The following is a 22,652-nucleotide window of genomic DNA, read 5'->3' as shown; positions in this document are numbered from 1 at the left end:
GTGCTGTATATGAGCACAAATTAAAGAACCACTGATAAGTTATAGCTTATCAGTGGTTCTTTTGTTATTTGCGTAGCAATCTGACGACAAATTCACGCCTAATTTTAAATAGCGAGTAATCTCTTTGTTCTATACGGTCATACCTGCTGCATAGTTTTCATAGAGTTCTTTATAGTGACCACCGCGTTCGATCAGTTCGTGATGTGTCCCTTGTTCTACAATGGTACCGTTTTCTACTACGAGTAGGAAGTCCGCATTTTTTATTGTAGACAAGCGATGGGCGATGACGATACTTGTACGTCCCTTGAGGAGGGTATTCATGGCTTTTTGAACCTCTACCTCGGTACGAGTATCGACGTTAGCTGTCGCTTCGTCTAGGATGAGAATAGTTGGATCCGCCAAGAAGGCACGAGCGATGGTGATTAACTGGCGTTGGCCTTGCGATAGGTCATCGCCACCACGTTTGAGAACTGTATCATAGCCATCTGGCAAGGTACGGATAAAGTGATCTGCCATGGCAAGTTTGGCAACATATTCAATCTCTTCACGACTAGCATTTGGTTTGCCGTAGCCAATATTATCGGCGATAGTACCCGTGAAAATCCAAGCATCTTGTAATACCATGCCTACCGTGTTGTGTAAGCTTTCACGAGACACATCGCGAATATCGATACCATCGATGGTGATGCGGCCATTTATAATGTCATAGAAGCGCATGATAAGGTTTACCAAGGTAGATTTACCCGCACCTGTAGGACCTACGATGGCCACCATGGAGCCACCAGGGATGTGGATGTTGATATCCTTCATAAACACATTGGACGGCGTATAGCCAAAATCAACATGCTCAAAATCGATTGTGCCTGGATGTGTTGTTGTATCACCCAATGTTTTATTTCCCTTATCGATTTCGGATGGGGTATCAACGACTTCGTAAATACGGCCCAAGGCTGCAGAAGTTTCTTGGAATTTGGTGAGGATATAGGAACTGCGAGATAGAGGGTCCGAAACTTGACCTACATAGAGGAAGAAGGCTTGGATATCACCGATGGAAATAGAACCTCGTAACACCATGAGACCCCCTTGAATTGCAACAAGGCAATAGGTGATTTGATTTAAAAACTTAACGAGTGGTTCTACGAGCTGACTGGTGAAAGCCGCGCTTCTCATACTTTTAAATAGATTGTCGTTCAGAATATTTACTTGGTTAGTCGTAGTTTCTTCAAGACCAAAGGTTTGGATAATCGGTTTTCCTACTACAATTTCCTCTATGCCACTGTTGAAAGCTCCTAAGGCACTTTGGTTTTTGAGATAGACCCGACGAGCCCGTTTAGAGAGCCATGTTAAACATAGGATACCAATACAAATAATGGCGATGATAGAGATGCCTAGCATAGGGCTGATCCAAATCATCATAGCCGTGGCACCTATAATGCCGATAATGGCAGATACAAGGCCAGGTACGCCTTCACCTATGGTTTCTGCAACAGCATCTAAGTCAGAGGTGAGGCGGCTTAGCAAATCCCCACGTTGGTGATCGTGAAAGTACTCGATAGGTAGTGAGTATAAATGAGTACTCATGCGTGTGCGTAAAGCGAGTACTGTTTTTGAACCGATAGAGGCCATCATGTATTCGCCAAAGTAGGTGAATAAGGCGTGACCCCCATAAATGGCAATAAGCCATAGGATGATTGTATCAATGGAGGCGAAAATTGTATTAATGTCTTGGTCTGTTTGTAAGCCACTAACAATAGCATCTACGACCTTGCCAAGTAATACTGGCGCTGATACCTCAAACATAGCTGCTGTAATAAGCTCTAAGATGAGTAGTGCTAGCCAACCCCATTGGCTTTTAGACTCCATCAGGAAGCGGTGTAATGGGCTCATTCTGTCACCTCCTGAGATGCTAGAATTTGTTTATATACTGTAGAGGTTGCAGCTAATTCATCATGCGTACCATACCCTGCTACTTGACCTCGATTGATGATTAAGATATGGTCTGCTTTTTTAGCAGCACTTACTTTTTGCTCTACGGAGATGAGAGCAGGACGGTTATCCTTTTGTAATTCCTCGTGCAATGCTGTACGAACTGCACGTTCTGTGGTGCCGTCTAGCGCGGAGAAGCTATCGTCGAATATAAATAAATCTGGTTTGCGCACAAGAGCTCTAGCCATGGCTAGGCGTTGACGCTGGCCTCCCGATAGATTAGTACCACCTTGAGCAACCATATATTGGTAACCACCTTCAAGGCGATTAATAAATTCGTCTGCTCTTGAGAGACGGCACGCATTTTCTACATCTTGAGTGGTAATTTCTTGACTTGGTGCTGCACCATATCGCACATTCATGTCTACCGTGCCAGTGAATAAGTAAGCTCGTTGTGGCACATAGCCGATGCGGGCGCGTAAGTCATCTACATTCCATTCATAGATGGATTTACCTTCAAATAAAATATCTCCAGACTCGATGGAGAAGAGGCGAGGGATAAGGTTGGTGATTGTACTTTTACCAGATCCAATATCGCCCATAATAGCTAAGGTTTCGCCGTGATGTACGGTAAAGGAGATATTCTCTAGCGCAGGAGACTCCGCATTATCGTAACGGAACGTAACGTTGCGGAACTCTAAAAGTGGTATATCATCAGTTGCAGTTGGATTTTCCATAGTATTTTTGTTCTCCTCTTGGCAAGTGTCATGCCTTGCAGATGGAGAAGTTGAAGTGGTAATACTGTCATTATATGGTTCAGGGAATGTATCTGTGTTTTCATGTTCTAACAACTCTCGAATACGGGTGTAGCATACGATGGCTTCTGGAATGTCGATGATGACGAAAATGGCCATGAGCATGCTTAAGAGAATCAGGTTAGCGTACTCGATAACGGCAATGATGTCACCTACTTGTAGAGAACCTAGACTGACGTTATAGCCACCGACCCAAAGAATGGCAACGGTACTCATATTAAATAGAATTAATATGGTCGGTAAACCGATGGCAAAGGTTTGGCGCAACCGCTTATTGAGTTGGGCCGTTTCTGTAAAAATACTAATTTCTTTTTCGTTTTCATAGGTTCTTCTGTTGAAAGCTCGAATCACTGGCATACCAACGATATGATCTCGAACTAGATCTGTAATATCATCTAATTTGAGTTGCATCGCCTTAATCAGTGGTAAGGCACGGCTTTCAATAAAGATAATAGTAAGTATCATACAAGCCATAACGGCGAGGATGACAAGGCCTAATTGCCAGCTTTTATAGAAGGTGAGCCCGAGGCCGACACAAATCATGAGGGGCATAGGGAGAATCATATTTAATCCTTCACCGAGAACGGATTGAATTTTCTCTACATCTCGGCTTGTGCGCATCAATATGGTGCCAGTACCGAAGTGTGTGAAGTCTCGAAGGGAGAAGTATTGTAAGGCTTTTACCAAATCATTGCGTAGTTCCTTGCCCATAGAGGCAGAAATGTGAGCACTCATAGCAACACCTAAGATTGCGGATAATACTGTTAATAGTGCCACAACAAGCATGTTTATGCTAGAGCTAGTGATCATTTCTAAATCGCCACGGAGTACGCCATCATTGATGATAAAGGCCGTTAGCGTTGGTATATATAATGTACCTGCCACAGTGAGTAACGAAAGGATCGATACGATGATGGTAGGAAACCATAATGGTTTTATGTAATGTATAAATGGTTTCATTTAAATCCTTTTAGTAAATTGCATTAAATTAATAATTTTCGATATTTATATTATATTGCATAAAATTAAAAACGACTAGTTTAATAAAACCTATTATAAAAAGTTTAGTATCTATTAATAACTGTTATGTTTTATGTTATGTACTGATATTAAAAATTTTGATATACTAGACAAGCATTTTTTTTGCAATTTTTGTTTTGAAGTAGTAAGGAGAGTTTCTAATGAAGTTGAATTGGAAATTATTCGCACCGCTTGTAGTAGCTATTCTTGTATGGCTCATCGGTGCTCCTGAAGGCCTTAGCGCAAATTCTTGGATTTACGTAAGTATTTTCGCGGGCCTCGTGGTAGGTTTGATTTTAGAACCAATGCCACCAGCTTTTATCGGTATCATTGCAATTACCGTATCTATGTTGTTTAAAGTAGGTCCTGCACCTGTTGTAGATAAAGCAACTGGTGTAGCAAAGGCGATTACTGATGCACAAGCTATCAGTTGGGGCCTCAGTGGTTTCTCTAATGCCATCGTATGGTTGATCTTTGCAGCTTTCATGATCGGTATTGGTTATGAAAACTCTGGTCTTGGCCGTCGTATTGCCTTGTTCTTGGTAGCAAAGCTTGGTAAGTCCTCTTTAGGTCTTGGTTATGCCATTGCTATTACTGACCTTGTGTTGGCTCCATTCATTCCAAGTAATGCGGCTCGTTCCGGTGGTACGATTTATCCAATCGTATCTAGTATTTGCCCAATGTTCGATTCCTATCCAGATAAGAACCCTCGTAAAATTGGTTCTTATTTGAACTGGGTAGCATTGGCAACTACATGTGTATCTAGCTCTATTTTCTTGACTGGCGCAGCGCCAAACCCATTGGCTCTAGAATTGTCTGCTAAATCTGGTATCGTAGCTGCTAACTGGGGCACATGGTTCCTAGCATTCTTGCCAGTAGGTCTTATTTTGTTCATCATCACACCATTATTGACCTATGTATTCTGCAAACCAGAGGTAAAAGGTTCCCCTGAAATTGCAGCATGGGCAAAAGATGAATACAAGAAATTGGGTTCTATGACACGTAGTGAAATCTTCATGGCCTTGATTTCTGTATTGGCTCTTGTACTATGGATTGGTGCTTCTACATTCAAAGTAAACCCAACTACAACGGCTTTAATTGTTATTATCTTGATGATTTTCACTAAGATTATGACATGGCAAGACTTCCTTGCTAACAAACCAGCATGGAATGTTTTGACTTGGTTCGCTACACTCGTGCCTATGGCTTCTGGTCTTAAGAACGTAGGCTTCTTAGAATGGCTTGCTAAATCTGCAGGTGGTTCTTTAGTTTCTTTAGATCCAACAATGGCTGTTCTAGGTTTATTGTTAGCATTCTGCTTGCTTCGTTACTTCTTTGCTTCTGGTACAGCGTATGTAACAGCTATGGTAGGCTTGTTTGCTACTTTAATTCTTCAAATTCCTGGTGTTGATCCAGCTCAAGTTATGTTAATTCTTTTAGTACCAATGGGTATCATGGGTATCCTTACACCATATGGTACAGGTCACAGCCCAATCTGGTTTGCTAGTGGCTATAACAAAGGTCCTGAATTCTGGAAATTAGGGGCTATCTTTGGGATTATCTACCTCGCAATCTTTATTGTGGTGGGGATTCCATGGATTCAGTTCGTAATGCCACTTTTAGGATAATTAAATAGAGCCCCTCGTAGCATTCTGCTCGCTCTCCATTCCTTGCAAGTCGAGCTTACAGAACACTACGAGGGGCTTCCTTTATATCCGAAAATGGCATAACTCACTTCGGGAGGGCAAGTCGCTTAGTAGATACAATGCGGCTTCTTTTTATCCTGAAATGGCAATACTCACTTCGAGGAGCAAGTCGCTGGACAGACATATGGCGGCTTTTTCTATCTTAAAATGGCAAAACTCGACAAATCTAAAAAAATAAATATAATAGTAGAGTGATAGTGAATTTCTTGTCTAGTTTCTGATGGAGGTGTTTGTTATGTCTGCTTCAGAGCGTGTGGTACAGTCGATTTTGTATGAGGTTGGTTGTATTTTAATTGGTTGTTTGGTGATGTTGTTTGTTCCGCATGATGGACAGCCTTTTGTATTGATGGTTATTTTTTCCTTGCTAGCTATGGTTTGGAATTTTGTGTTTAACTGGATATTTGATAAACTAGTACCAGGTGATCGATTAGAGCGGGGGCCTGTAATCCGTACTATTCATGCGGTATTGTTTGAAGGTCTATTTATGTTCGCTACTGTACCGATTATTATGTACATGATGCATATGAGTTTTTGGATGGCTTTTGTGACAGATATAACGATGACATTGGTTATCTTAGGTTATACTTATGTTTATAATTGGGTATATGATCGGGCACGTCTATATTTTGTAGAGGCTTAGTTTTACTATATGAGGTAAGTACCTCTTAAAAATCTATATTGTATAGTAGGAGGTTCTTATGTCTACCAAATCTATTACGGGCACAGGCCTATTGTTGGCTGTAGCCTTATTGGCGCAAAGCTTGCGCCTTATTTTCCCATTTATTCCTAACCAGGTGAGTATGTTCCTCATCGGTTCCATCACGTCTGCTACGTTTGTACTAGCCACATGGCGCTATGGTTGGAAAAATGGTCTCGTTATCGCCTGGATTGCGCCTGTAGTAGCGCATTTACAAGGTATGTTGCCGTTGCCACCGTTTATTTTGATTACCGCCCTTGGCACGACTGCCTATGTATTTGTAGCCTATTGGTTACAACATAAACCGAAGGTATTGCTTATTGTTGTGGCGGCTTTAGTGAAAGCAGGGGTTCTATTCGGCGGATATTCTTTGTTCTTCTCTCTATTCCAATTTCCACCGAAGATTGTAAATACTATGTTGTTTGTGTCTAGTTGGCCGCAACTAGTGACGTCTTCTTTGGGCATTATCTTGGCATTGCTTATTACAAAACGTACAAAAAATTAGGCTAACTTAACCTAGAGTTATGGCAAGCCATTCAAAATAGATATGACTTTTCAGGGGCACTCATGGCGTATGAGTGCCCATTTTTGTTGACCTTAATCATTGTCTACTTTTATAATTAATATATTGTATACAAATATGAGGAGTTGAATGGAATGAAATTTAATACAAAATGCGTTCATGGCAGCGGTAAACCAGATAGCACTGGTGCAATTTCCCCTGCAATTTATATGTCTAGTACATTTTCCCATCCAAAGTTGGGTGATACAACAGGATATCAATATACACGTGAGTCTAATCCAACACGGGATCGTTTGGAACAATTGATTGCAGGTCTTGAAGATGGTAAGGATGCATTGGCATTCTCTTCCGGCATGGCCGCAGTGGACGCTGTATTCCATCTATTCTCCCCTGGGGATCACATCATTTTAGGTGATGATTTGTACGGTGGTTCTATCCGTATGTTCACAAATATTTACGAACAAAACGGCATTGAGTTCACCTATGTTGGTACATCCGATCTTGATGCGGTGAAAGCAGCTTTCAAACCAAATACAAAGGCTGTTTATATTGAAACTCCAACAAATCCGATGATGGAGATTACTGATATTCGTGCTTTGTGTGCCTTAGCTCATGACCGCAATGCACTAGTCATTATCGACAATACATTCTTAAGCCCTTACTTCCAAAAACCATTGAACTTAGGTGCCGATATTGTCGTTCATAGCGGTACTAAATTCATCGGTGGTCATCATGACGTTATTTCTGGTTTCACCATTGTAAATGATGATGAATTGGCTGCTAAATTGCGCTTAACTTATAAAACTGTTGGTGCTTGCTTATCCGCTATGGATAGCTGGCTCGTTATCCGCGGTGTAAAAACATTGGCACTTCGCATGGAACAACACCAAAAGAATGCCATTGCCCTTGCTGAATGGCTTAAAAAACAACCTAAAGTTACAAAAGTATTGTTCCCAGGCCTTCCTGAACATCCAGGCTATGAAATCAATAAAGCCCAAACTACAGGCTTTGGCGGTATGTTGTCTTTCGAAGTAGATAGCGAAGAAACAGCTAAACAAATCTTAGAAGGTATTAAGCTTATCCAATTTGCTGAAAGTCTTGGTGGTACTGAGTCTTTATTGACATATCCTGTAACGCAAACTCATCCGGACTTAAAACCGGAAGATGCAGAACGTAAAGGTATTACACGTCGTTTATTGCGCTTATCTGTAGGTATTGAAGATACAGACGACTTGATTGCAGACTTGGAACAAGCTTTCAATAAATAAAGGAGTTCCTATGGGACAATATAATTTTGATCAAATTTTAGATAGAACGCACACAAAATCCTTGAAATACGATTTTGCTGTGAAGCGCGGTAAACCAGCTGATGTGTTGCCATTCTGGGTGGCAGACATGGATTTTGAGGTGCCACCTGAGTTGAAGCAAATCTTATTAGACCGCGTGAACCATGGCGTATTCGGTTATACAGAATCCGATGATGAATACTTTGAAGTATTACAAAACTGGTTCACTACGCGCTTTAACTGGACACCAGAACAAAAATGGCTCGTTAAAACACCTGGTATCGTCTTTGCCTTGGCTATGGCGGTTCGCGCTTTCACCAAGGAAGGTGAAGGGGTACTCATCAATCAACCGGTATACTATCCATTTAGCATGGTTATCGATGATAACGATCGCCGCCTTATCAATGTGCCATTAATCAAAGGGGAAGAAAAATATACCATCGATTTTGAGGGCATTGAACGCGCTATCGTGGAGGAAAATGTAACATTATTCCTCTTGTGCAACCCGCATAATCCTGTAGGCCGCGTGTGGACTGAGGACGAGTTAAAACGTCTTGGAGACATTTGTATTAAACATAACGTACTCATCGTGAGCGACGAAATTCACGCTGACTTTGTTTGGAAAGGTCATACGCACAAGGTTTTTGCTGATCTTGGTGAAAGCTATGCAGAACATTGTATCGTATGTACAGCGCCTAGTAAGACTTTCAACATCGCTGGCTTACAAGTAAGCAATATTTTCATTCCTAATGATTCCTTACGTCGTCGTTTTATCAAAGAAATAGACCGAGCTGGTTATAGTCAATTAAATACAATGGGCATCGTTGGTTGCGAAGGGGCCTATAAAGTGGGGGCACCTTGGCTCGACGAGTTGAAAGAATATATTCAAGACAACATTCAGTTTACCATTGATTATGTGGCAAAATATATGCCAAAAATTCACGTATATCGTCCGGAAGGGACATATCTCATGTGGCTAGATTGTTCTAAGTTGCCATTGAGCCCTAAGGAACGCGATGAATGGATTATCAATGAAGCTAAGTTGTGGCTAGATACGGGCTCTATGTTCGGTGTCGATGGGGAAGACTTTGAGCGCATCAATGTAGCATGTCCTCGTAAAACATTAGAAGAAGGCCTTGAAGCTTGGCGTCGTGCCTACGAGGCTAGAGGCTTTTAATAATATTGGGTAGAGTGTTTAGATTAGGTTATCAAATTGTTTAGTGTGTAGAGGTGATAGTATGCCTATTAAAGTAATAAAAAATTTACCGGCCATTACGAAATTAGCTCAAGAGAACATTTTCGTTATGGATACAGAACGGGCGGAGACTCAACAAATCCGACCTTTGCAAATATTGCTAGTCAATTTGATGCCTACTAAAGAAGTTACAGAAACTCAAATCTTGCGTGCTCTTAGTAATAGCCCATTGCAAGTGAACTTAACATTGTTGCATACTGCATCTCGTAAGGCTAAAAATACAGATGAGCAATATTTAGATACCTTCTACCGCACCTTTGATGAGGTGAAGGATGAGTTTTTTGATGGCATGATCATTACAGGCGCTCCTGTAGAATTAATGCCTTTTGAAGAAGTTGATTACTGGGATGAGTTAGTAGAAATTATGAATTGGGGCGAAGAGCATGTATACTCTACGTTCTATATCTGTTGGGGTGCACAGGCTGGTTTGTACCATCATTTTGGCATTAATAAATCCGTTATGGATGAAAAGCTGTTTGGTGTATACGAACACGATATTTACAATGATCGCCCGGTGCTCTTGCGTGGCTTTGATGAAAAGTTCTGGATGCCACACTCCCGTCATACCACAGTTTCCTTACAACAAATTAAGGAAAACCGAGAATTAGAATTGTTGGCAGGATCTGAACCAACAGGGGCAGCTATCGTTCGTAGCTTAGACAATAAACACATCTTTGTATTTGGTCACGCTGAATACGATTGGGATACACTCAACCGTGAATACGTACGTGATATTAAAAAAGGCTTGGATATTGCGGTTCCTGAAAATTATTTCCCTGATGATGATCCAAAACAACGACCTGTTGTACGTTGGCGTTCTGTAAGTACATTGTTGTTTACAAACTGGTTAAACTACTATGTATACCAAGAAACACCATACATCATTGAACAAATCCAAAAAATGAAATTTGAACGAGATAAAAATTTAGGTGCTTATATCTAAATTATGATTAGTAGAAATACCCCTAATTACTTTTAATGGTCTCTATTGTGAGATGGTTTTAGAGAAGTAATTAGGGGCTTTTTTGTGTGTGAGCTATATATAGGTGTAATTGGCATCTTTCGGATGGGTATTTTATGAGTAAATACATGTTTGCTATAGCTTCAAGTTATGGCTAACTGTATAAATTAATAGTAGACATAATTTTTAAAACATAGTAGTATACTAGGTATAAAGAACGAACTCAATTCACAGTTAATATAAAGGAGTTGTTATAATGAGCAAACAATACAGATTTGAAACATTACAATTACATGCGGGTCACACAGTAGATCCAACAGGTTCTCGTGCAGTACCTATTTACCAAACTACATCTTTCGTATTTAAAGATGCTGAAGAAGCAGCAGGTCGTTTTGCATTAACTAATCCTGGTGGTATTTACTCCCGCCTTGGCAATCCTACTACAGATGTATTGGATGCTCGTGTTGCACAACTTGAAGGTGGTGCAGGTGGTATCGCTGTAGCATCTGGTTCCGCAGCGATTACATACTCCATCTTGAACGTGGCAAGCGCTGGCGATAACATCGTTGCTGCATCCACATTATACGGTGGTACTTATAACTTGTTTACAGCAACATTACCACGTTTAGGAATCGAAACTAAATTCGTAAACCCTGATAATTTGGACGAATTTGAAGCGGCTATCGATGACAATACTAAAGCTGTTTACATCGAATCCATCGGTAACCCTGGTATTAACCTTATCGACGTACAAGCAGTAGCTGATATTGCACATAAACACAATATCATCTTGATCGTAGATAACACATTTGCATCTCCATACTTGTTCCGTCCATTAGAACATGGTGCTGACGTAGTTGTACACTCTGCTACTAAATACCTAGGTGGTCACGGTACAACATTGGCTGGCGTAGTAGTAGAATCTGGTAAATTCGACTATAAAGGTTCTGGTAAATACCCTGGTTTCTCCGAAGGTGACGAACACTACAATGGCTTAGTATATGGTGATTTGCCAATCCCATTCACTGTAAAAATTCGTGCTCAATTGCTTCGTGATACTGGCGCATGCATTACTCCACTTGCAGCATGGCAAATCTTGCAAGGCGTTGAAACATTGTCCTTGCGCGTAGAACGTCACGTAGAAAATGCTCGTAAAGTAGTAGATTTCTTGAGCAAACACCCTAAAGTAGCATGGGTAAGCTACCCAGAATTAGAAGACAGCAAATACAAAGCTTTAGCAGATAAATACTTCCCTAAAGGTGTTGGTGCTGTATTCACATTCGGCGTAAAAGGTGGTAAAGAAGCAGGTATTAAACTTGTTGACTCTTTGGAAATCTTCTCCAACCTTGCTAACGTAGCAGATGCTAAATCTCTTGTTATTCATCCTGCATCTACAACACATGCACAACTTAACGAAGAACAACAAAAATCTGCTGGCGTAACACCAGATATGATCCGTGTATCCATCGGCCTTGAAAATATTGATGACATCATCGAAGACTTGGCACAAGCTTTGGATAAAGCATAATTTTCGTACTTCCATTATGGAAATACTATAGATCAAACTTTCAGAACATACAAATGACATTCTTGAGCATGACCTCGCTTAAGAAATAGAACACAAACTATCAGACCTATAAAACTTATACAAAAGACCTCCCTTCGTGGGAGGTCTTTTTGTGTTAAATATGTATTTTGGTTAATTGTAAATTAGATTGTTGGGTTATGGTAGACATCTATAAATATATAGTAATATCTAGAGGATAGAAGATAGAGGATAGGGAATAGAAAAAAGACCTTGGATTCAACGATCCAAGGTCTTTTTAAGGGAGTATAGTGTGTGTAACGTTCGGTCTGTGGTGTGTGAGCACAGACCCTTTACCTATTGTGTGAGATAGGGTTTTGAGAGAGCCCTTTGTGAGTCATAGGGGGCTCTCTAAGTTTGTGTGTTAGTTTGTGTTAGAGAGTGTATCCAATGGATACTGTGTGTATAGTATGTGTGTTATATGTGTAGTGTGTCATCTAAGTGGGTTAGGATAGGGTTCACTTGATGAATTAAAATCTTAGTATTTTGTGCTTTTTACTTTAGCGCTTAACACTTTACCGTTCATGCCGTCAACTTTTACTTCAGCTTTTTTGCCGCCGCCAGTTGTCATATCGAATTCGTATACAGCACGACCGTTTTCACGTTCAACAGTCCATTCTACAGTTTGGAAGTCAGAACCAACTTTTTCCATAGCTTTAGTTTCAGCTACTTCAGGGATGATGATGTTTTGAACGTTAATAGTTTTGTTAGCTTTAGCATAGCCTTTTACTTCTTTACCAACAATTTGGCCAGTTGCTTCATCAACTTTAAGTTCTACTGCACGGTTGTTGTAGTAACCTTCTACTTCATAGTAAGGGTTGTGTTTAGCATCGTAAGAAATAGATTTTACAGTAGCGCCAGGGAAGTTTTGTTGGAATACTGTAACAGCGCCCATGTAATCAACAGAATAGTTAGCTTGAGCGGATGGAGCTACGCTACCAACGCCTTTCCAGTTGCTATTGTTGTTGTATGCATGGTTGCTAGCTGCGCCAACTACACCTGCTAATAGTACTGTACTAACGCCAAATGCACATAATACCTTTGATACTTTTTTAACATTTTTCATAATGAATGCCTCCTAATATAAGGTACTTTTATATACTGTTTTGTGAAAGTAGATTTTACTCAATCTACTTACGTATAATTTAATGTTGTTACATGAATATAAGATGAAATTCAAAGATTTTTGTATGAAGATGAGTATATCTTTTAGTTATTATGAACGATTGGTAATAACTATAATGTATAGTCAAAATAACAAAATACTTGAAATTGCCGTATATATAGTATTAGACTGCATAGTTAACTAAAAGTCAACACATGTAGTTGACAATTAAAAATACAAGTGATTTAATTTAGATAGTTAGTAGATTGTAGTTTGTTGATGTGTTATTAATGGAGGTATACCATGAGTTCTACCGTGTCGAAACAAGGTCGCATCACTACCCGTCAGTTAACAATGACAGCACTTTTTGTAGCATTAATTGCTGTAGGTGCTTTCATACGGGTACCATTACCAAATTGTCCATTTACATTACAAATCTTATTTACTACCCTCGCAGGCATTGTACTGGGCAGTCGATTAGGAGCTGCTAGTGTTGGCATTTATATTGTTTTAGGATTAATTGGGGTACCGATTTTTACATCTGGTGGTGGTCCTGGTTACATTTTACAACCTACCTTTGGTTATTTAATTGGCTTTATGGTAGGTGCTTATGCAGTGGGCCGTATTGCAGAGTCTATGGAAACATTGTCCTTTAAACGATTATTAGCAGGATCTATATTAAATTTATTTATCGTGTATGGCCTTGGGATGATTTATTTGTACTTCATTATGAATTTGTACTTAGGTAAACCAATTGGGGTGGAGGCCGTTATTATTACATGCTTCTTAATTCCCGTAGGTCCAGACATCTTCCTTTGTGCTGTTGCTGCATCTCTTGGCAAACGAATTGTTAAAGAGTTACATCGATAATATCGATAATATAGTCCCTATATAATACTATTATATGTTTGCTAAATATATGTTTATTAAAACCGAGGCATTAGGCCTCGGTTTTTTGTTTATATATTTATTTAAGCTTCTTTAAGGCTATCGATTTAAGATTGTTTGTTTAAGGATATACATAACCTAAAATAGGTTCTGCTGATTTTATTTTTGTAATTTCTACGTATGGTTGTTGACGACCGTGGAAATCTCGCGTAGATACTTTGCCTTCGATAGAAACCCATTGTTCATTAGCTAAGCTATCACCATCTGGTTTATAGGCGGTCATGCCAATGGGTGCCACGTCAGCGATACAACAGGACATAGCCATACGAGAGATGGTAAACTCATTAGATTTTAGCGTGTTATCATCGCGGTTTACATAACCTGTCATATATACAGTGTAGTCTTTGTATTGGTCTACATTAGATCCAACCTTTACGATGGTTTGATAGAAATTATCTGAATTTAACACGATTTCTTTTTTGTCTTTAGAAATGCCAGGCTCTTTGCTTTCACTATTAACTGTAATAACCTCGCCGATGGCATCATTTGTAAAGTCAAAGTTGTTTGTATCATCATTGATTCGTGCTGCACCTTGAACACCTGTTGTAGGTACAAGGACAGGGGGAACGATGAGTAAAACTACGGGAATAATGATAGGCACGATAGAGCGCCAGTTGTGTTTATAATAGCGCGATGGAGCCCAAATAACCGTAGCCAATCCGCCTAGTATGAGAGCTACACTGCTAATACCTAGCAGTAGTTCATATCGTGGTGCGATATAGTTCAAATAACGACCGGTTACGATTAGGTATACACAGCAGATACCTAAGGTGAGGTAAAGTAAGCCTTTCACAATGGAAAAGCGATCTTTCAGCCCTAATTTCATAGAATCATCTCCTTTTATATTCATGAAGAACTGAAATAGTAATGACTAAACATTAGCTTAAAAAGAATTGAAAACCTAATGCTGCTAAATAGGATATAACAACAATTGTTAAGCCTAGACGAAGAATAAATGATGTGGGCATATATTGTTTTAAAATATATACATTTTTAATATCGAGCATAGGTCCTAAGATAAGGAAACCCATGACTGAGCTCATAGGGAACAGGGTGCTCAAGGATTTGCCTATAATAGCATCTGATGTAGAGCATACAGAGAAGAAGAACGCCAATATTAGCAGAATTGGGATGGCCCACACGTCAGGTAATGTGATGCCGGCATTGATGAGCCAAGGCTTTCCATACACTTGAACTACGGATAGTACACAAGCTGCAATAGAGAAATAGAATAAGAGCTGGGAGAACTCTTTTTCCATATGAATGAGTAACTTTCTTTTATTGATATGTTTACTTTTCGATGCTTCTAAGACGATTTCTTCATAACTTAGGTTCTGTGCCGTTTTAGCTTTCATCATAGACGTAGATGGTGGTATAAAACGGAATGATAAGGCCACCAATAAAGCTACGCCAAGGCCAAGTACGATACGCCATACAGAAATCATTGGATTATCTGGAAAGGCATACCAGGTGGATAGAATGGTAATAGGATTGATGATTGGGCTGGCGAGCATAAATAGGAGGGCCACAGATAATGGTACACCTCTATCTGTAAGTGCTTTAAATAATGGAATAATAGCACAGTCGCAAACTGGTAAGGCTAAGCCACTAACCATGGCGGCACCATAGCTCTTCCAAGAGTGATCTCCTAATAGTTTTAGCAGTATTCTTTGTGGAACGAAATAGCGAATGACTGTTGAACCAATGGTTCCTAATAATAGGAACGGGATAGCCTCGATAATGAGCCCTGTAATGATGGCAAAGCATTGGTGGATGGAGTAAGGAATATCATGACGGAATGCAGTGACTAATAGTATGTAGGCTGTAATGCCGATAACTAATAGATTTGGTATGAGACCCCACGTAGAATTGCGGCATAATTCTGCTACCTTTTCTGGCGCAGGCGCTGTTACAATCTTGGCGTCACTGTTATAGGTCCGTAATAAGGCGTGATGTGTATCGGTTTCTGTGATGATACAATCGGCACTATATAATTGGCTTGTTACATCATTACCTAAACCAGGCAAAATGGATGCGACGAATTGGTCTGTACAAAGATATAATACCTTTTCGATTTGTAATAGATGGCGTAGCTTATCACTATATAGCAAGGCTTCTAGTTGGTGAAAGCTGATCATACCGTTCCATTCAATCCATATTTCTTTAGGCTTTACCTTGTCGACATAGCTTGCGATTTCATCAGCTATAGAACTATATGTATCAGGTTCATTAGGTGTAATTGCACTAAGCTTATCAGGATTGAGTTGTAATCCTTCTTTGATGAGCGATACAGCACCTTCTTCGGCGCTGATACATGCCGTGCCGCCCAGCTTTTTACGATGTTGTAGTTGTTCATTTATGAAAGTACTTTTACCAGAACCGATGAATCCGGTAACGATATAAACAGGTATCATGATTGACACACTTCGTTATGTACCATTGGCACATTAAAATCTGTACCAATAACAACTAAGCTATAGTCCGTGGACTCACTAGGGGATAGGGAACAGTAATGGGTACCGTATTGCAACTCATGAGGTCCTTCGACGGTCGGTACAATCCCTTTAGCACGGAGTACGGTATCTGGCATACCTTCTAAGATAGTTTTCCACTGTAATAGAGTGAGTGTACGCAAGTCTTTGAATGTATGGCTCATAAATAGATGCTCATCATGTAAGGAATTGTCATCATGACAATGATAGAGACGTTTGATATAGTCTCGTAACGCAATGGTGCTCCATGCTTCTTCATGAATTGGAGTATTTGGTGCTAACTCGTGAATCATACGTTTTGTAATGCTTGTTTGTTGGATATCTTCGGTATGACTTAAGAAGATGGCATCACTATTTGTGATTTGATCCTTAAAGAAGAGACCAAAGTTTTTGATAAACATAGGTGCTTGCATGGCATCTACGGTGGTTACCGATGCATGAACATAGGCGGATTTTGCAATCTCTTCATCCTCGCATGTATGGATGATTTCGCTTAATTTGCTGACTCCTGATGGTTCAATATAGATGGTATCTACATCGTAATTTTGCAGAATGTCGAGCAGTGCTTGTTGGAAATTTCCTTGTAAGCTACAGCAAATACAGCCAGATGTAACTTCACGAATGGTAGCCCCTGTTTTTGCAAGATTTGCTGCATCGAGGCTGGTTTCACCAAAATCATTTTCTATAATTAAAATTTTATCTGTAGATTTATGTTCTTTTAGTATGTGTTGTAAAAATGTTGTTTTTCCAGACCCTAGAAATCCGGATATGATAACAATAGGGATCATACGTACCTCCTGAGTAATGTAAACACAGTATACACCTATAGGATAACACAGAAAATACACCCTAGGGTATATGCATAGTTATGAAAGTACTATTTTTCTTAAAATTCTCATTAAATATATTGGTTATATACCTTATATGAGTATAGTGACAGATGTATTTAATATTCATAATTGATTGTGAAAAGTGTTGTATATATTGATTTACGTATATATGAAGAGATACTCCTCTATGAATAAATATTAATTTCAAATTTTGGGAGAAGAATATAAAAAAATCCCTCCTATAGAAGACTCAGTCGAGGGAGAGTTGACTGAACTCCTTATAGGAGGGTGAGAAGAGAATTCGTTATATAAATCTCTAATTAGATTACCTTTAGTATATCAAATTATACATAAAGTATATAGTCATTATTTACTGTTTTATGTTTATTGTAACTTAGCTAATAAAGCTTTTAGATATACATATACATTTTCAACAGATGGTAAATGAACGCGTTCCATTGGTGTATGTGGGCTTACGATAGTAGGACCAAAGCTGATCATTTGTGTATTTGGTAGTACACCTTTTAACAAGCCACATTCAAGACCGGCATGAATAGCATTGACATTAGCTGGTGTATCAAACATTTCGTTATGTAAGGAAATAGCTTGCTCTTCAAGTTTTGATCCTTTGTCATATTCCCATGCTGGATAGCCACCAGTGCGTTCTGCAGATACGCCAAGTGTTTTTGCAAGAAGAAGCATTTTCTTTGCTAAGAATTCAAGGCTGTTACTGTTAGAACTACGAATAGAGATGAGTACTTCAATAGTATGTTCATTTTCGCGTACGATTGCGATGTTGTCAGAAGTTTCTACAAGATTTGGGATAGATTTGCTTACAGAATGAACACCATCTTGTGCAAGATAGATGTAAGTAATGAGGGCTTCTGTTGTATCATCCGCATAGACTACATCAGGTGTTGCGACATCTTCTACGACAAATTTAAGACCTGGATCTTGGATACCATACTCATGGAGATATTGTTTCTCTTGATATTCAATTAAAGTTTTGATGGCTTCTACATCTTCAGCGCGTACGGATAATGTAGCTACTGCTTTAGAAGGAATGGCATTATGTTTTACACCGCCTTCAAAGGATGCTAAGCATACAGGATATTGTTGTTGAATGTCATAGAGTACGCGTGTTAATACTTGGTTAGCATTAGCACGTTGTTCGCAGATTTCGATACCAGAGTGACCGCCTTTAAGGCCTGTTACGGTAAGGGATAAGCCTGCATCATAACCAGGTTGGTTATTTTCTCGCAATAAAGGAATATTTACGTGAACGTGGCAACCACCAGCACAGCTAACAGTAAAATCGTGTTCTACTTCTGTATCGAGGTTGAGTAAGTAATCACCACTTACTTGGCCTTCTTTAATAGCGAAAGCGCCATCCATACCAGTTTCTTCATTAGTAGTGAACAATAATTGCATAGGGCCGTGTTGTTGGCTATCATCCTCAAGGATAGCAAGCATCATCGCGCCACCCATACCGTTATCCGCACCTAATGTAGTGTGGTCTGCATGCATCCATTCGCCTTCGATGATGTTGGCAATTGGGTCTTTAGTGAAGTCATGGTTAGAGTCGTGATCACGAACACATACCATGTCGATATGACCTTGTAGGATAATAGAAGGTCTATTTTCATAACCTGGGGATGCAGGTTTTTTGATGACTACATTATATTGGTCGTCTTGATGAACCTCTAAACCTAAGTTTTTAGCGAAGTTTACGATATAGTCGCTAATGCCTTTCTCGTTGCCTGATTCACGAGGAATTTGGCTCATTTCTTTAAATATTTCTAATACGCGTTTAGCTTGAACGATTGATTCCATAATGGTTCCTTTCATTCTGATGTAAATAATAGATATATATGTTGGTTGATTATACTGAATGCGTAGTAATTTTATTAGTATACGAATTAATACTAATAATTGGATTTATTTCAGTGATAACTTTCACCGACATATATATGGAATATATAAATAATTAGTATATATATAGTTATATCACAAGAATGATTATTAGGATAGTTAATGCAAGCATTAGCACAAGTAGAGACTAGCTATATAGGAATAATAATGTATAATGAGGTTATACGATTAACGATTTTACAAATCCATTAGATTTTAGAAGGTTGGTGAACCGATGCAACACGACAGTCGCAATATTAGTATGCTTATGGATTTTTATGAGATGACCATGGCACACGGCTATTTTACGCAACATGAAAACACAGATCGCGTCGCGTTTGATGTATTCTTTAGACGCAATCCAGACAAGGGTGGCTTTGCCATTTTTGGGGGTCTTGAACAAATCGTTGAGTACATTTTGAATTTACACTTTGATGAACGTGATATTGATTTTTTACGGGCCCAAGGTATTTTTAGTGAGGAGTTTTTAAACTATCTAAAAGATTTCTCATTCACTGGTGATGTATATGCATTCCCAGAGGGTTCTATTATTTACCCCAATGAACCGGTTATTACTATCGTAGCGCCTCTCATAGATGCACAAATCGTAGAAACTGCAGTGCTAACTATGATGAACCATCAGTCCCTTATCGCTACAAAGGCCAATCGTATCGTACGCGCTGCAGATGGTCGTGTTGTAGCTGATTTTGGTGCCCGTCGAGCTCACAATGTGGATGCCGCTGTATATGGTGCGAGAGCAGCCTACATCGGTGGGGTGCAGTCTACGGCAACTGTTTTAGCGGGCCAACAATTTGGCATCCCTGTGAGCGGTACGATGGCGCATAGTTGGGTTATGTATCATGATTCAGAATACGAAGCTTTTAAAGCTTATGCTGAGGTTTATCCAGATGGTGCTGTATTCCTCGTTGATACCTATGATGTTCTAAACTCTGGTGTACCTAATGCGATTAAAGTAGCTAAAGATGTATTAGAACCTATGGGGAAACGTTTGAAAGGGATTCGCCTTGATTCTGGTGACCTTGCATACTTGGCTAAAAAAGCGCGCCGCATGCTCGATAAAGCAGGCTTAGAAGATTGTAAAATTATGGCTTCCAACAGTCTTGATGAATATACGATTACATCCTTGTTAATTCAAGGTGGTCCTATCGATATCTTCGGGGTAGGTGAAAGATTGATTACATCCAAGAGTGACCCTGTATTTGGGGCAGTTTACAAGATTGCTGGCGTTGAAAAAAATGGCGTATGGGAGCCTCGTATTAAGATTTCCGAATCTGTTGAAAAGATTACGAACCCAGGATTTAAAAAGGTGTATCGCGTGTACAATGAGAAAGGTCGCGCCATTGCAGACTTATTAACATTGTTAGAAGAGGTACCAGATACAACCGAACCATATCGTTATATTGATCCAGAACAACCGTGGCGTGAATTGTACTTTGAAAACTGTACTTTCAAAGAAATGAAACAACTCATTATTAAGGATGGAAAATTACTAGTAGAATTACCAACTTTAGATGAGCTTCGTCAATATGTTAAAGACCAATTAGAAACTGAAATTTGGCCTGAAGAACAACGTTTTGAAAATCCACATCGTCATTACCTTGATATGAGTCCAGGATACTATCAAATGAAAATGGATTTATTAAATCGTATTTTCCGAAAAAAATAGGAGGGCTTATGTTAGACAATCCAGAAGTAACAAAAGAGGCTCTCGTTCAATGGATTCGAGATTACTTTAGTCAAAATGGACCTAGTTGTAGCGCCGTAGTGGGCATTTCAGGTGGTAAGGATTCCACAATCGTAGCTGCTTTATGTAAAGAAGCCCTTGGGGCAGAACGCGTAGTAGGTGTTCTTATGCCGAATGGAATTCAGTCTGATATCGATGATGCTAAGGCTGTAGTGGCACATTTGGGGATTCCACATATCATAGTGAATATTGGAGCTGCCTATGAAGCTTTGACAAACGCTATCATTCAAGGTGAAGGTTATAATTCTGTTACGGGTAGAACTGATATATCCAAGGATGCAGGAATTAATACACCACCGCGTCTTCGCATGACAACGCTATATGCAGTAGGGCAAAATTTGCCAAATGGCGCACGCGTAGCTAATACATGTAATGGATCTGAAGATTATGTAGGGTACTCTACAAAATATGGCGATAGTGCAGGGGATTTTAGTCCTCTTGCCAATCTTGTCGTAGAAGAGGTGCGCCAAATAGGTCGATTACTTGATATTCCAAAATATCTTGTAGATAAGACGCCTAGTGATGGACTCAGCGGTCTATCTGATGAAGATAAATTAGGATTTACCTATGCTGTATTAGATCGATATATTAGAACTGGAGAGATAGAAAATCTTGAAACGAAAGAACGTATTGATTATTTAAATCGTATTAATAAGCATAAATTAGAATTGATGCCGTCCTTTCACCCACAATGTTGAGAGAGGACTTGTTTTTACTAGTCTAATTCATGCTAATGTTGATTAACCAAAGATTTACTATTTCTTATGTATTTTATGATGGAGGTAATATGGAGACAAAAATTGCGTTGATTGGTACGGGTGGTACAATTGCTGGACAAGGCGCATCCGATACAGATTTGACGGGCTATACTGCAGGTGTACTAGGCCTCGATGAAATTTTAGACTCCGTACCAGGCACAGAACCATATGGTCCATATACATATACTCAGTTTAGTAATATTGAAAGTTCTGATATTACTGTCCGGCATTGGTTGGATTTATCTAAGTTAGTACAAGAATTAGTAAATCAAGAGGATATAGGTGGTGTTGTTATTACTCATGGAACAGATAGCATGGAAGAAACAGCCTATTTCCTTAATCTTACTGTTCATACAGATAAACCTATCGTTATTACTGGCTCGATGAGACCTGCTGGGGCAATCAGTGCAGATGGTCCTATTAATTTGTTACAAGCGATTCAAGTGGCAAGAACACCTGCATCTGTAGGTAAAGGTGTGCTTGTTGTTCTAAATGGCTATGTTGATGGGGCCCGTGATGTATCCAAACGGAATACAACTAATGTGGCTACCTTTGACAGTCCATTAGTAGGTCATCTTGGTATCGTCCAGGATGGTGTAGCTCATTATTATAAAGCCTCTACTCGTCGTCATACGAAAGAATCCATCTTTGATGTACATGACTTAAAGGAATTGCCTCGTGTAGTCATTTTGACTTGCTATGGCGGTATGGATGACATGGTGCCAATGAGTGTAGTTGCCACTAATCCTGATGGGCTCATCTTGACTGGATTGGGTCATGGTACAATTCCTCAAAATGTACGTCAAATAACACAAAATACAGCATTCCCAACTGTACGGGCCTCTCGTACAGGGAGTGGCATGGTGTCTGCCGTACCACAAGATGCACTAGCAGGCTATCTTGTAAGTGATACATTAAGTCCACAAAAAGCTCGCATCCTATTGATGCTTGGTCTTACAAAAACTAAAAACCTTAAAAAGTTACAACAGTTCTTCTATGAATATTAATTAGAAAAATCATAACCACCCGTAGAACGGGTGGTTTGCTCTGACCCTATAAGGGTCTTTCT

18 protein-coding genes are annotated in these 22,652 nt (G+C 39.6%); 11 read left to right on the top strand and 7 right to left on the bottom strand.

Annotated elements, in window-relative coordinates:
* Window positions 1-129 precede the first annotated feature (129 nt).
* Window positions 130-1,887 (bottom strand): ABC transporter ATP-binding protein, encoded by a 1,758-nt coding sequence (locus Q7P05_RS08205; RefSeq protein WP_303931564.1) that lies wholly within the window; start codon window positions 1,885-1,887, stop codon window positions 130-132.
* Window positions 1,884-3,701, bottom strand: coding sequence for an ABC transporter ATP-binding protein (locus Q7P05_RS08200; protein ID WP_303931562.1), 1,818 nt, complete (start codon window positions 3,699-3,701; stop codon window positions 1,884-1,886). The genes Q7P05_RS08205 and Q7P05_RS08200 overlap by 4 nt, the downstream gene beginning before the upstream one ends.
* A 221-nt stretch (window positions 3,702-3,922) precedes the next feature.
* Here Q7P05_RS08200 and Q7P05_RS08195 point away from each other — a divergent pair, with 221 nt between their 5' ends.
* From Q7P05_RS08195 to Q7P05_RS08165, 7 genes are all read left to right on the top strand, one after another.
* Window positions 3,923-5,389 (top strand): DASS family sodium-coupled anion symporter, encoded by a 1,467-nt coding sequence (locus Q7P05_RS08195; RefSeq protein ID WP_295802580.1) that lies wholly within the window; start codon window positions 3,923-3,925, stop codon window positions 5,387-5,389.
* 313 nt (window positions 5,390-5,702) lie between these two features.
* Window positions 5,703-6,107, top strand: coding sequence for a PACE efflux transporter (locus Q7P05_RS08190; protein WP_039969553.1), 405 nt, complete (start codon window positions 5,703-5,705; stop codon window positions 6,105-6,107).
* Between the two features lie 58 nt (window positions 6,108-6,165).
* A complete protein-coding gene (locus tag Q7P05_RS08185; RefSeq protein ID WP_024066506.1) occupies window positions 6,166-6,669 on the top strand; it encodes a hypothetical protein in 504 nt (167 codons plus the stop codon).
* Between the two features lie 152 nt (window positions 6,670-6,821).
* Window positions 6,822-7,955 (top strand): PLP-dependent aspartate aminotransferase family protein, encoded by a 1,134-nt coding sequence (locus tag Q7P05_RS08180; RefSeq protein WP_303931558.1) that lies wholly within the window; start codon window positions 6,822-6,824, stop codon window positions 7,953-7,955.
* Between the two features lie 10 nt (window positions 7,956-7,965).
* On the top strand, window positions 7,966-9,150 hold the full coding sequence (locus Q7P05_RS08175; RefSeq protein ID WP_303931557.1) for a MalY/PatB family protein: 1,185 nt from the start codon (window positions 7,966-7,968) through the stop codon (window positions 9,148-9,150).
* Window positions 9,151-9,211: 61 nt separating this feature from the next.
* The gene (gene metA, locus Q7P05_RS08170; protein ID WP_119206953.1) at window positions 9,212-10,171 is read left to right on the top strand and encodes a homoserine O-succinyltransferase; all 960 of its coding nucleotides are present in this window, start codon (window positions 9,212-9,214) and stop codon (window positions 10,169-10,171) included.
* 274 nt (window positions 10,172-10,445) lie between these two features.
* Window positions 10,446-11,717, top strand: coding sequence for an O-acetylhomoserine aminocarboxypropyltransferase/cysteine synthase family protein (locus Q7P05_RS08165; protein ID WP_119209094.1), 1,272 nt, complete (start codon window positions 10,446-10,448; stop codon window positions 11,715-11,717).
* Between the two features lie 535 nt (window positions 11,718-12,252).
* Here the strand turns inward: Q7P05_RS08165 and Q7P05_RS08160 are convergent.
* Complete coding sequence (locus tag Q7P05_RS08160) at window positions 12,253-12,840, bottom strand: PepSY domain-containing protein (protein ID WP_295825320.1); 588 nt, start codon at window positions 12,838-12,840, stop codon at window positions 12,253-12,255.
* Window positions 12,841-13,182: 342 nt separating this feature from the next.
* Between Q7P05_RS08160 and Q7P05_RS08155 the strand changes: the two genes are divergently transcribed.
* Window positions 13,183-13,749, top strand: a complete 567-nt coding sequence (locus tag Q7P05_RS08155; protein WP_024066798.1) for a biotin transporter BioY — start codon at window positions 13,183-13,185, stop codon at window positions 13,747-13,749.
* Window positions 13,750-13,888: 139 nt separating this feature from the next.
* Here Q7P05_RS08155 and Q7P05_RS08150 read toward each other — a convergent pair whose 3' ends face one another.
* From Q7P05_RS08150 to Q7P05_RS08135, 4 genes are all read right to left on the bottom strand, one after another.
* Window positions 13,889-14,653, bottom strand: coding sequence for a TIGR03943 family protein (locus tag Q7P05_RS08150; RefSeq protein ID WP_119206548.1), 765 nt, complete (start codon window positions 14,651-14,653; stop codon window positions 13,889-13,891).
* A 52-nt stretch (window positions 14,654-14,705) separates the two neighbouring features.
* Window positions 14,706-16,241: a permease gene (locus Q7P05_RS08145; protein WP_303931552.1), complete on the bottom strand. Its 1,536-nt coding sequence runs from the start codon at window positions 16,239-16,241 to the stop codon at window positions 14,706-14,708.
* A complete protein-coding gene (locus tag Q7P05_RS08140) occupies window positions 16,238-17,107 on the bottom strand; it encodes a GTP-binding protein (RefSeq protein ID WP_303931551.1) in 870 nt (289 codons plus the stop codon). The genes Q7P05_RS08145 and Q7P05_RS08140 overlap by 4 nt, the downstream gene beginning before the upstream one ends.
* Before the next feature lie 426 nt (window positions 17,108-17,533).
* A complete protein-coding gene (locus Q7P05_RS08135) occupies window positions 17,534-18,982 on the bottom strand; it encodes an aminoacyl-histidine dipeptidase (protein WP_295793778.1) in 1,449 nt (482 codons plus the stop codon).
* A 313-nt stretch (window positions 18,983-19,295) separates the two neighbouring features.
* Between Q7P05_RS08135 and Q7P05_RS08130 the strand changes: the two genes are divergently transcribed.
* The 3 genes from Q7P05_RS08130 to Q7P05_RS08120 all read left to right on the top strand — a co-directional run bounded on the left by Q7P05_RS08130 (window position 19,296) and on the right by Q7P05_RS08120 (window position 22,590).
* Window positions 19,296-20,747, top strand: coding sequence for a nicotinate phosphoribosyltransferase (locus Q7P05_RS08130; RefSeq protein ID WP_303883512.1), 1,452 nt, complete (start codon window positions 19,296-19,298; stop codon window positions 20,745-20,747).
* A gap of 8 nt (window positions 20,748-20,755) precedes the next feature.
* Window positions 20,756-21,523 (top strand): NAD(+) synthase, encoded by a 768-nt coding sequence (gene nadE, locus Q7P05_RS08125; protein ID WP_303931549.1) that lies wholly within the window; start codon window positions 20,756-20,758, stop codon window positions 21,521-21,523.
* An 89-nt stretch (window positions 21,524-21,612) separates the two neighbouring features.
* A complete protein-coding gene (locus Q7P05_RS08120; RefSeq protein WP_303931548.1) occupies window positions 21,613-22,590 on the top strand; it encodes an asparaginase in 978 nt (325 codons plus the stop codon).
* Window positions 22,591-22,652: the final 62 nt, after the last annotated feature.

The sequence above is a fragment of the Veillonella dispar genome, from assembly GCF_937975875.1.
Lineage (GTDB): Bacteria > Bacillota > Negativicutes > Veillonellales > Veillonellaceae > Veillonella > Veillonella dispar_B.
This window is presented reverse-complemented; position numbering and strand designations above follow the sequence as displayed.

Coding starts and splice junctions, on each gene's coding strand:
- Q7P05_RS08150 (WP_119206548.1), bottom strand. CDS start 14,653: ATGAAATTAGGGCTGAAAGATCGCTTTTCCATTGTGAAAGGCTTACTT.
- nadE (WP_303931549.1), top strand. CDS start 20,756: ATGTTAGACAATCCAGAAGTAACAAAAGAGGCTCTCGTTCAATGGATT.
- Q7P05_RS08175 (WP_303931557.1), top strand. CDS start 7,966: ATGGGACAATATAATTTTGATCAAATTTTAGATAGAACGCACACAAAA.
- metA (WP_119206953.1), top strand. CDS start 9,212: ATGCCTATTAAAGTAATAAAAAATTTACCGGCCATTACGAAATTAGCT.
- Q7P05_RS08180 (WP_303931558.1), top strand. CDS start 6,822: ATGAAATTTAATACAAAATGCGTTCATGGCAGCGGTAAACCAGATAGC.
- Q7P05_RS08130 (WP_303883512.1), top strand. CDS start 19,296: ATGCAACACGACAGTCGCAATATTAGTATGCTTATGGATTTTTATGAG.
- Q7P05_RS08200 (WP_303931562.1), bottom strand. CDS start 3,701: ATGAAACCATTTATACATTACATAAAACCATTATGGTTTCCTACCATC.
- Q7P05_RS08185 (WP_024066506.1), top strand. CDS start 6,166: ATGTCTACCAAATCTATTACGGGCACAGGCCTATTGTTGGCTGTAGCC.
- Q7P05_RS08120 (WP_303931548.1), top strand. CDS start 21,613: ATGGAGACAAAAATTGCGTTGATTGGTACGGGTGGTACAATTGCTGGA.
- Q7P05_RS08165 (WP_119209094.1), top strand. CDS start 10,446: ATGAGCAAACAATACAGATTTGAAACATTACAATTACATGCGGGTCAC.
- Q7P05_RS08160 (WP_295825320.1), bottom strand. CDS start 12,840: ATGAAAAATGTTAAAAAAGTATCAAAGGTATTATGTGCATTTGGCGTT.
- Q7P05_RS08140 (WP_303931551.1), bottom strand. CDS start 17,107: ATGATCCCTATTGTTATCATATCCGGATTTCTAGGGTCTGGAAAAACA.
- Q7P05_RS08135 (WP_295793778.1), bottom strand. CDS start 18,982: ATGGAATCAATCGTTCAAGCTAAACGCGTATTAGAAATATTTAAAGAA.
- Q7P05_RS08205 (WP_303931564.1), bottom strand. CDS start 1,887: ATGAGCCCATTACACCGCTTCCTGATGGAGTCTAAAAGCCAATGGGGT.
- Q7P05_RS08195 (WP_295802580.1), top strand. CDS start 3,923: ATGAAGTTGAATTGGAAATTATTCGCACCGCTTGTAGTAGCTATTCTT.
- Q7P05_RS08155 (WP_024066798.1), top strand. CDS start 13,183: ATGAGTTCTACCGTGTCGAAACAAGGTCGCATCACTACCCGTCAGTTA.
- Q7P05_RS08145 (WP_303931552.1), bottom strand. CDS start 16,241: ATGATACCTGTTTATATCGTTACCGGATTCATCGGTTCTGGTAAAAGT.
- Q7P05_RS08190 (WP_039969553.1), top strand. CDS start 5,703: ATGTCTGCTTCAGAGCGTGTGGTACAGTCGATTTTGTATGAGGTTGGT.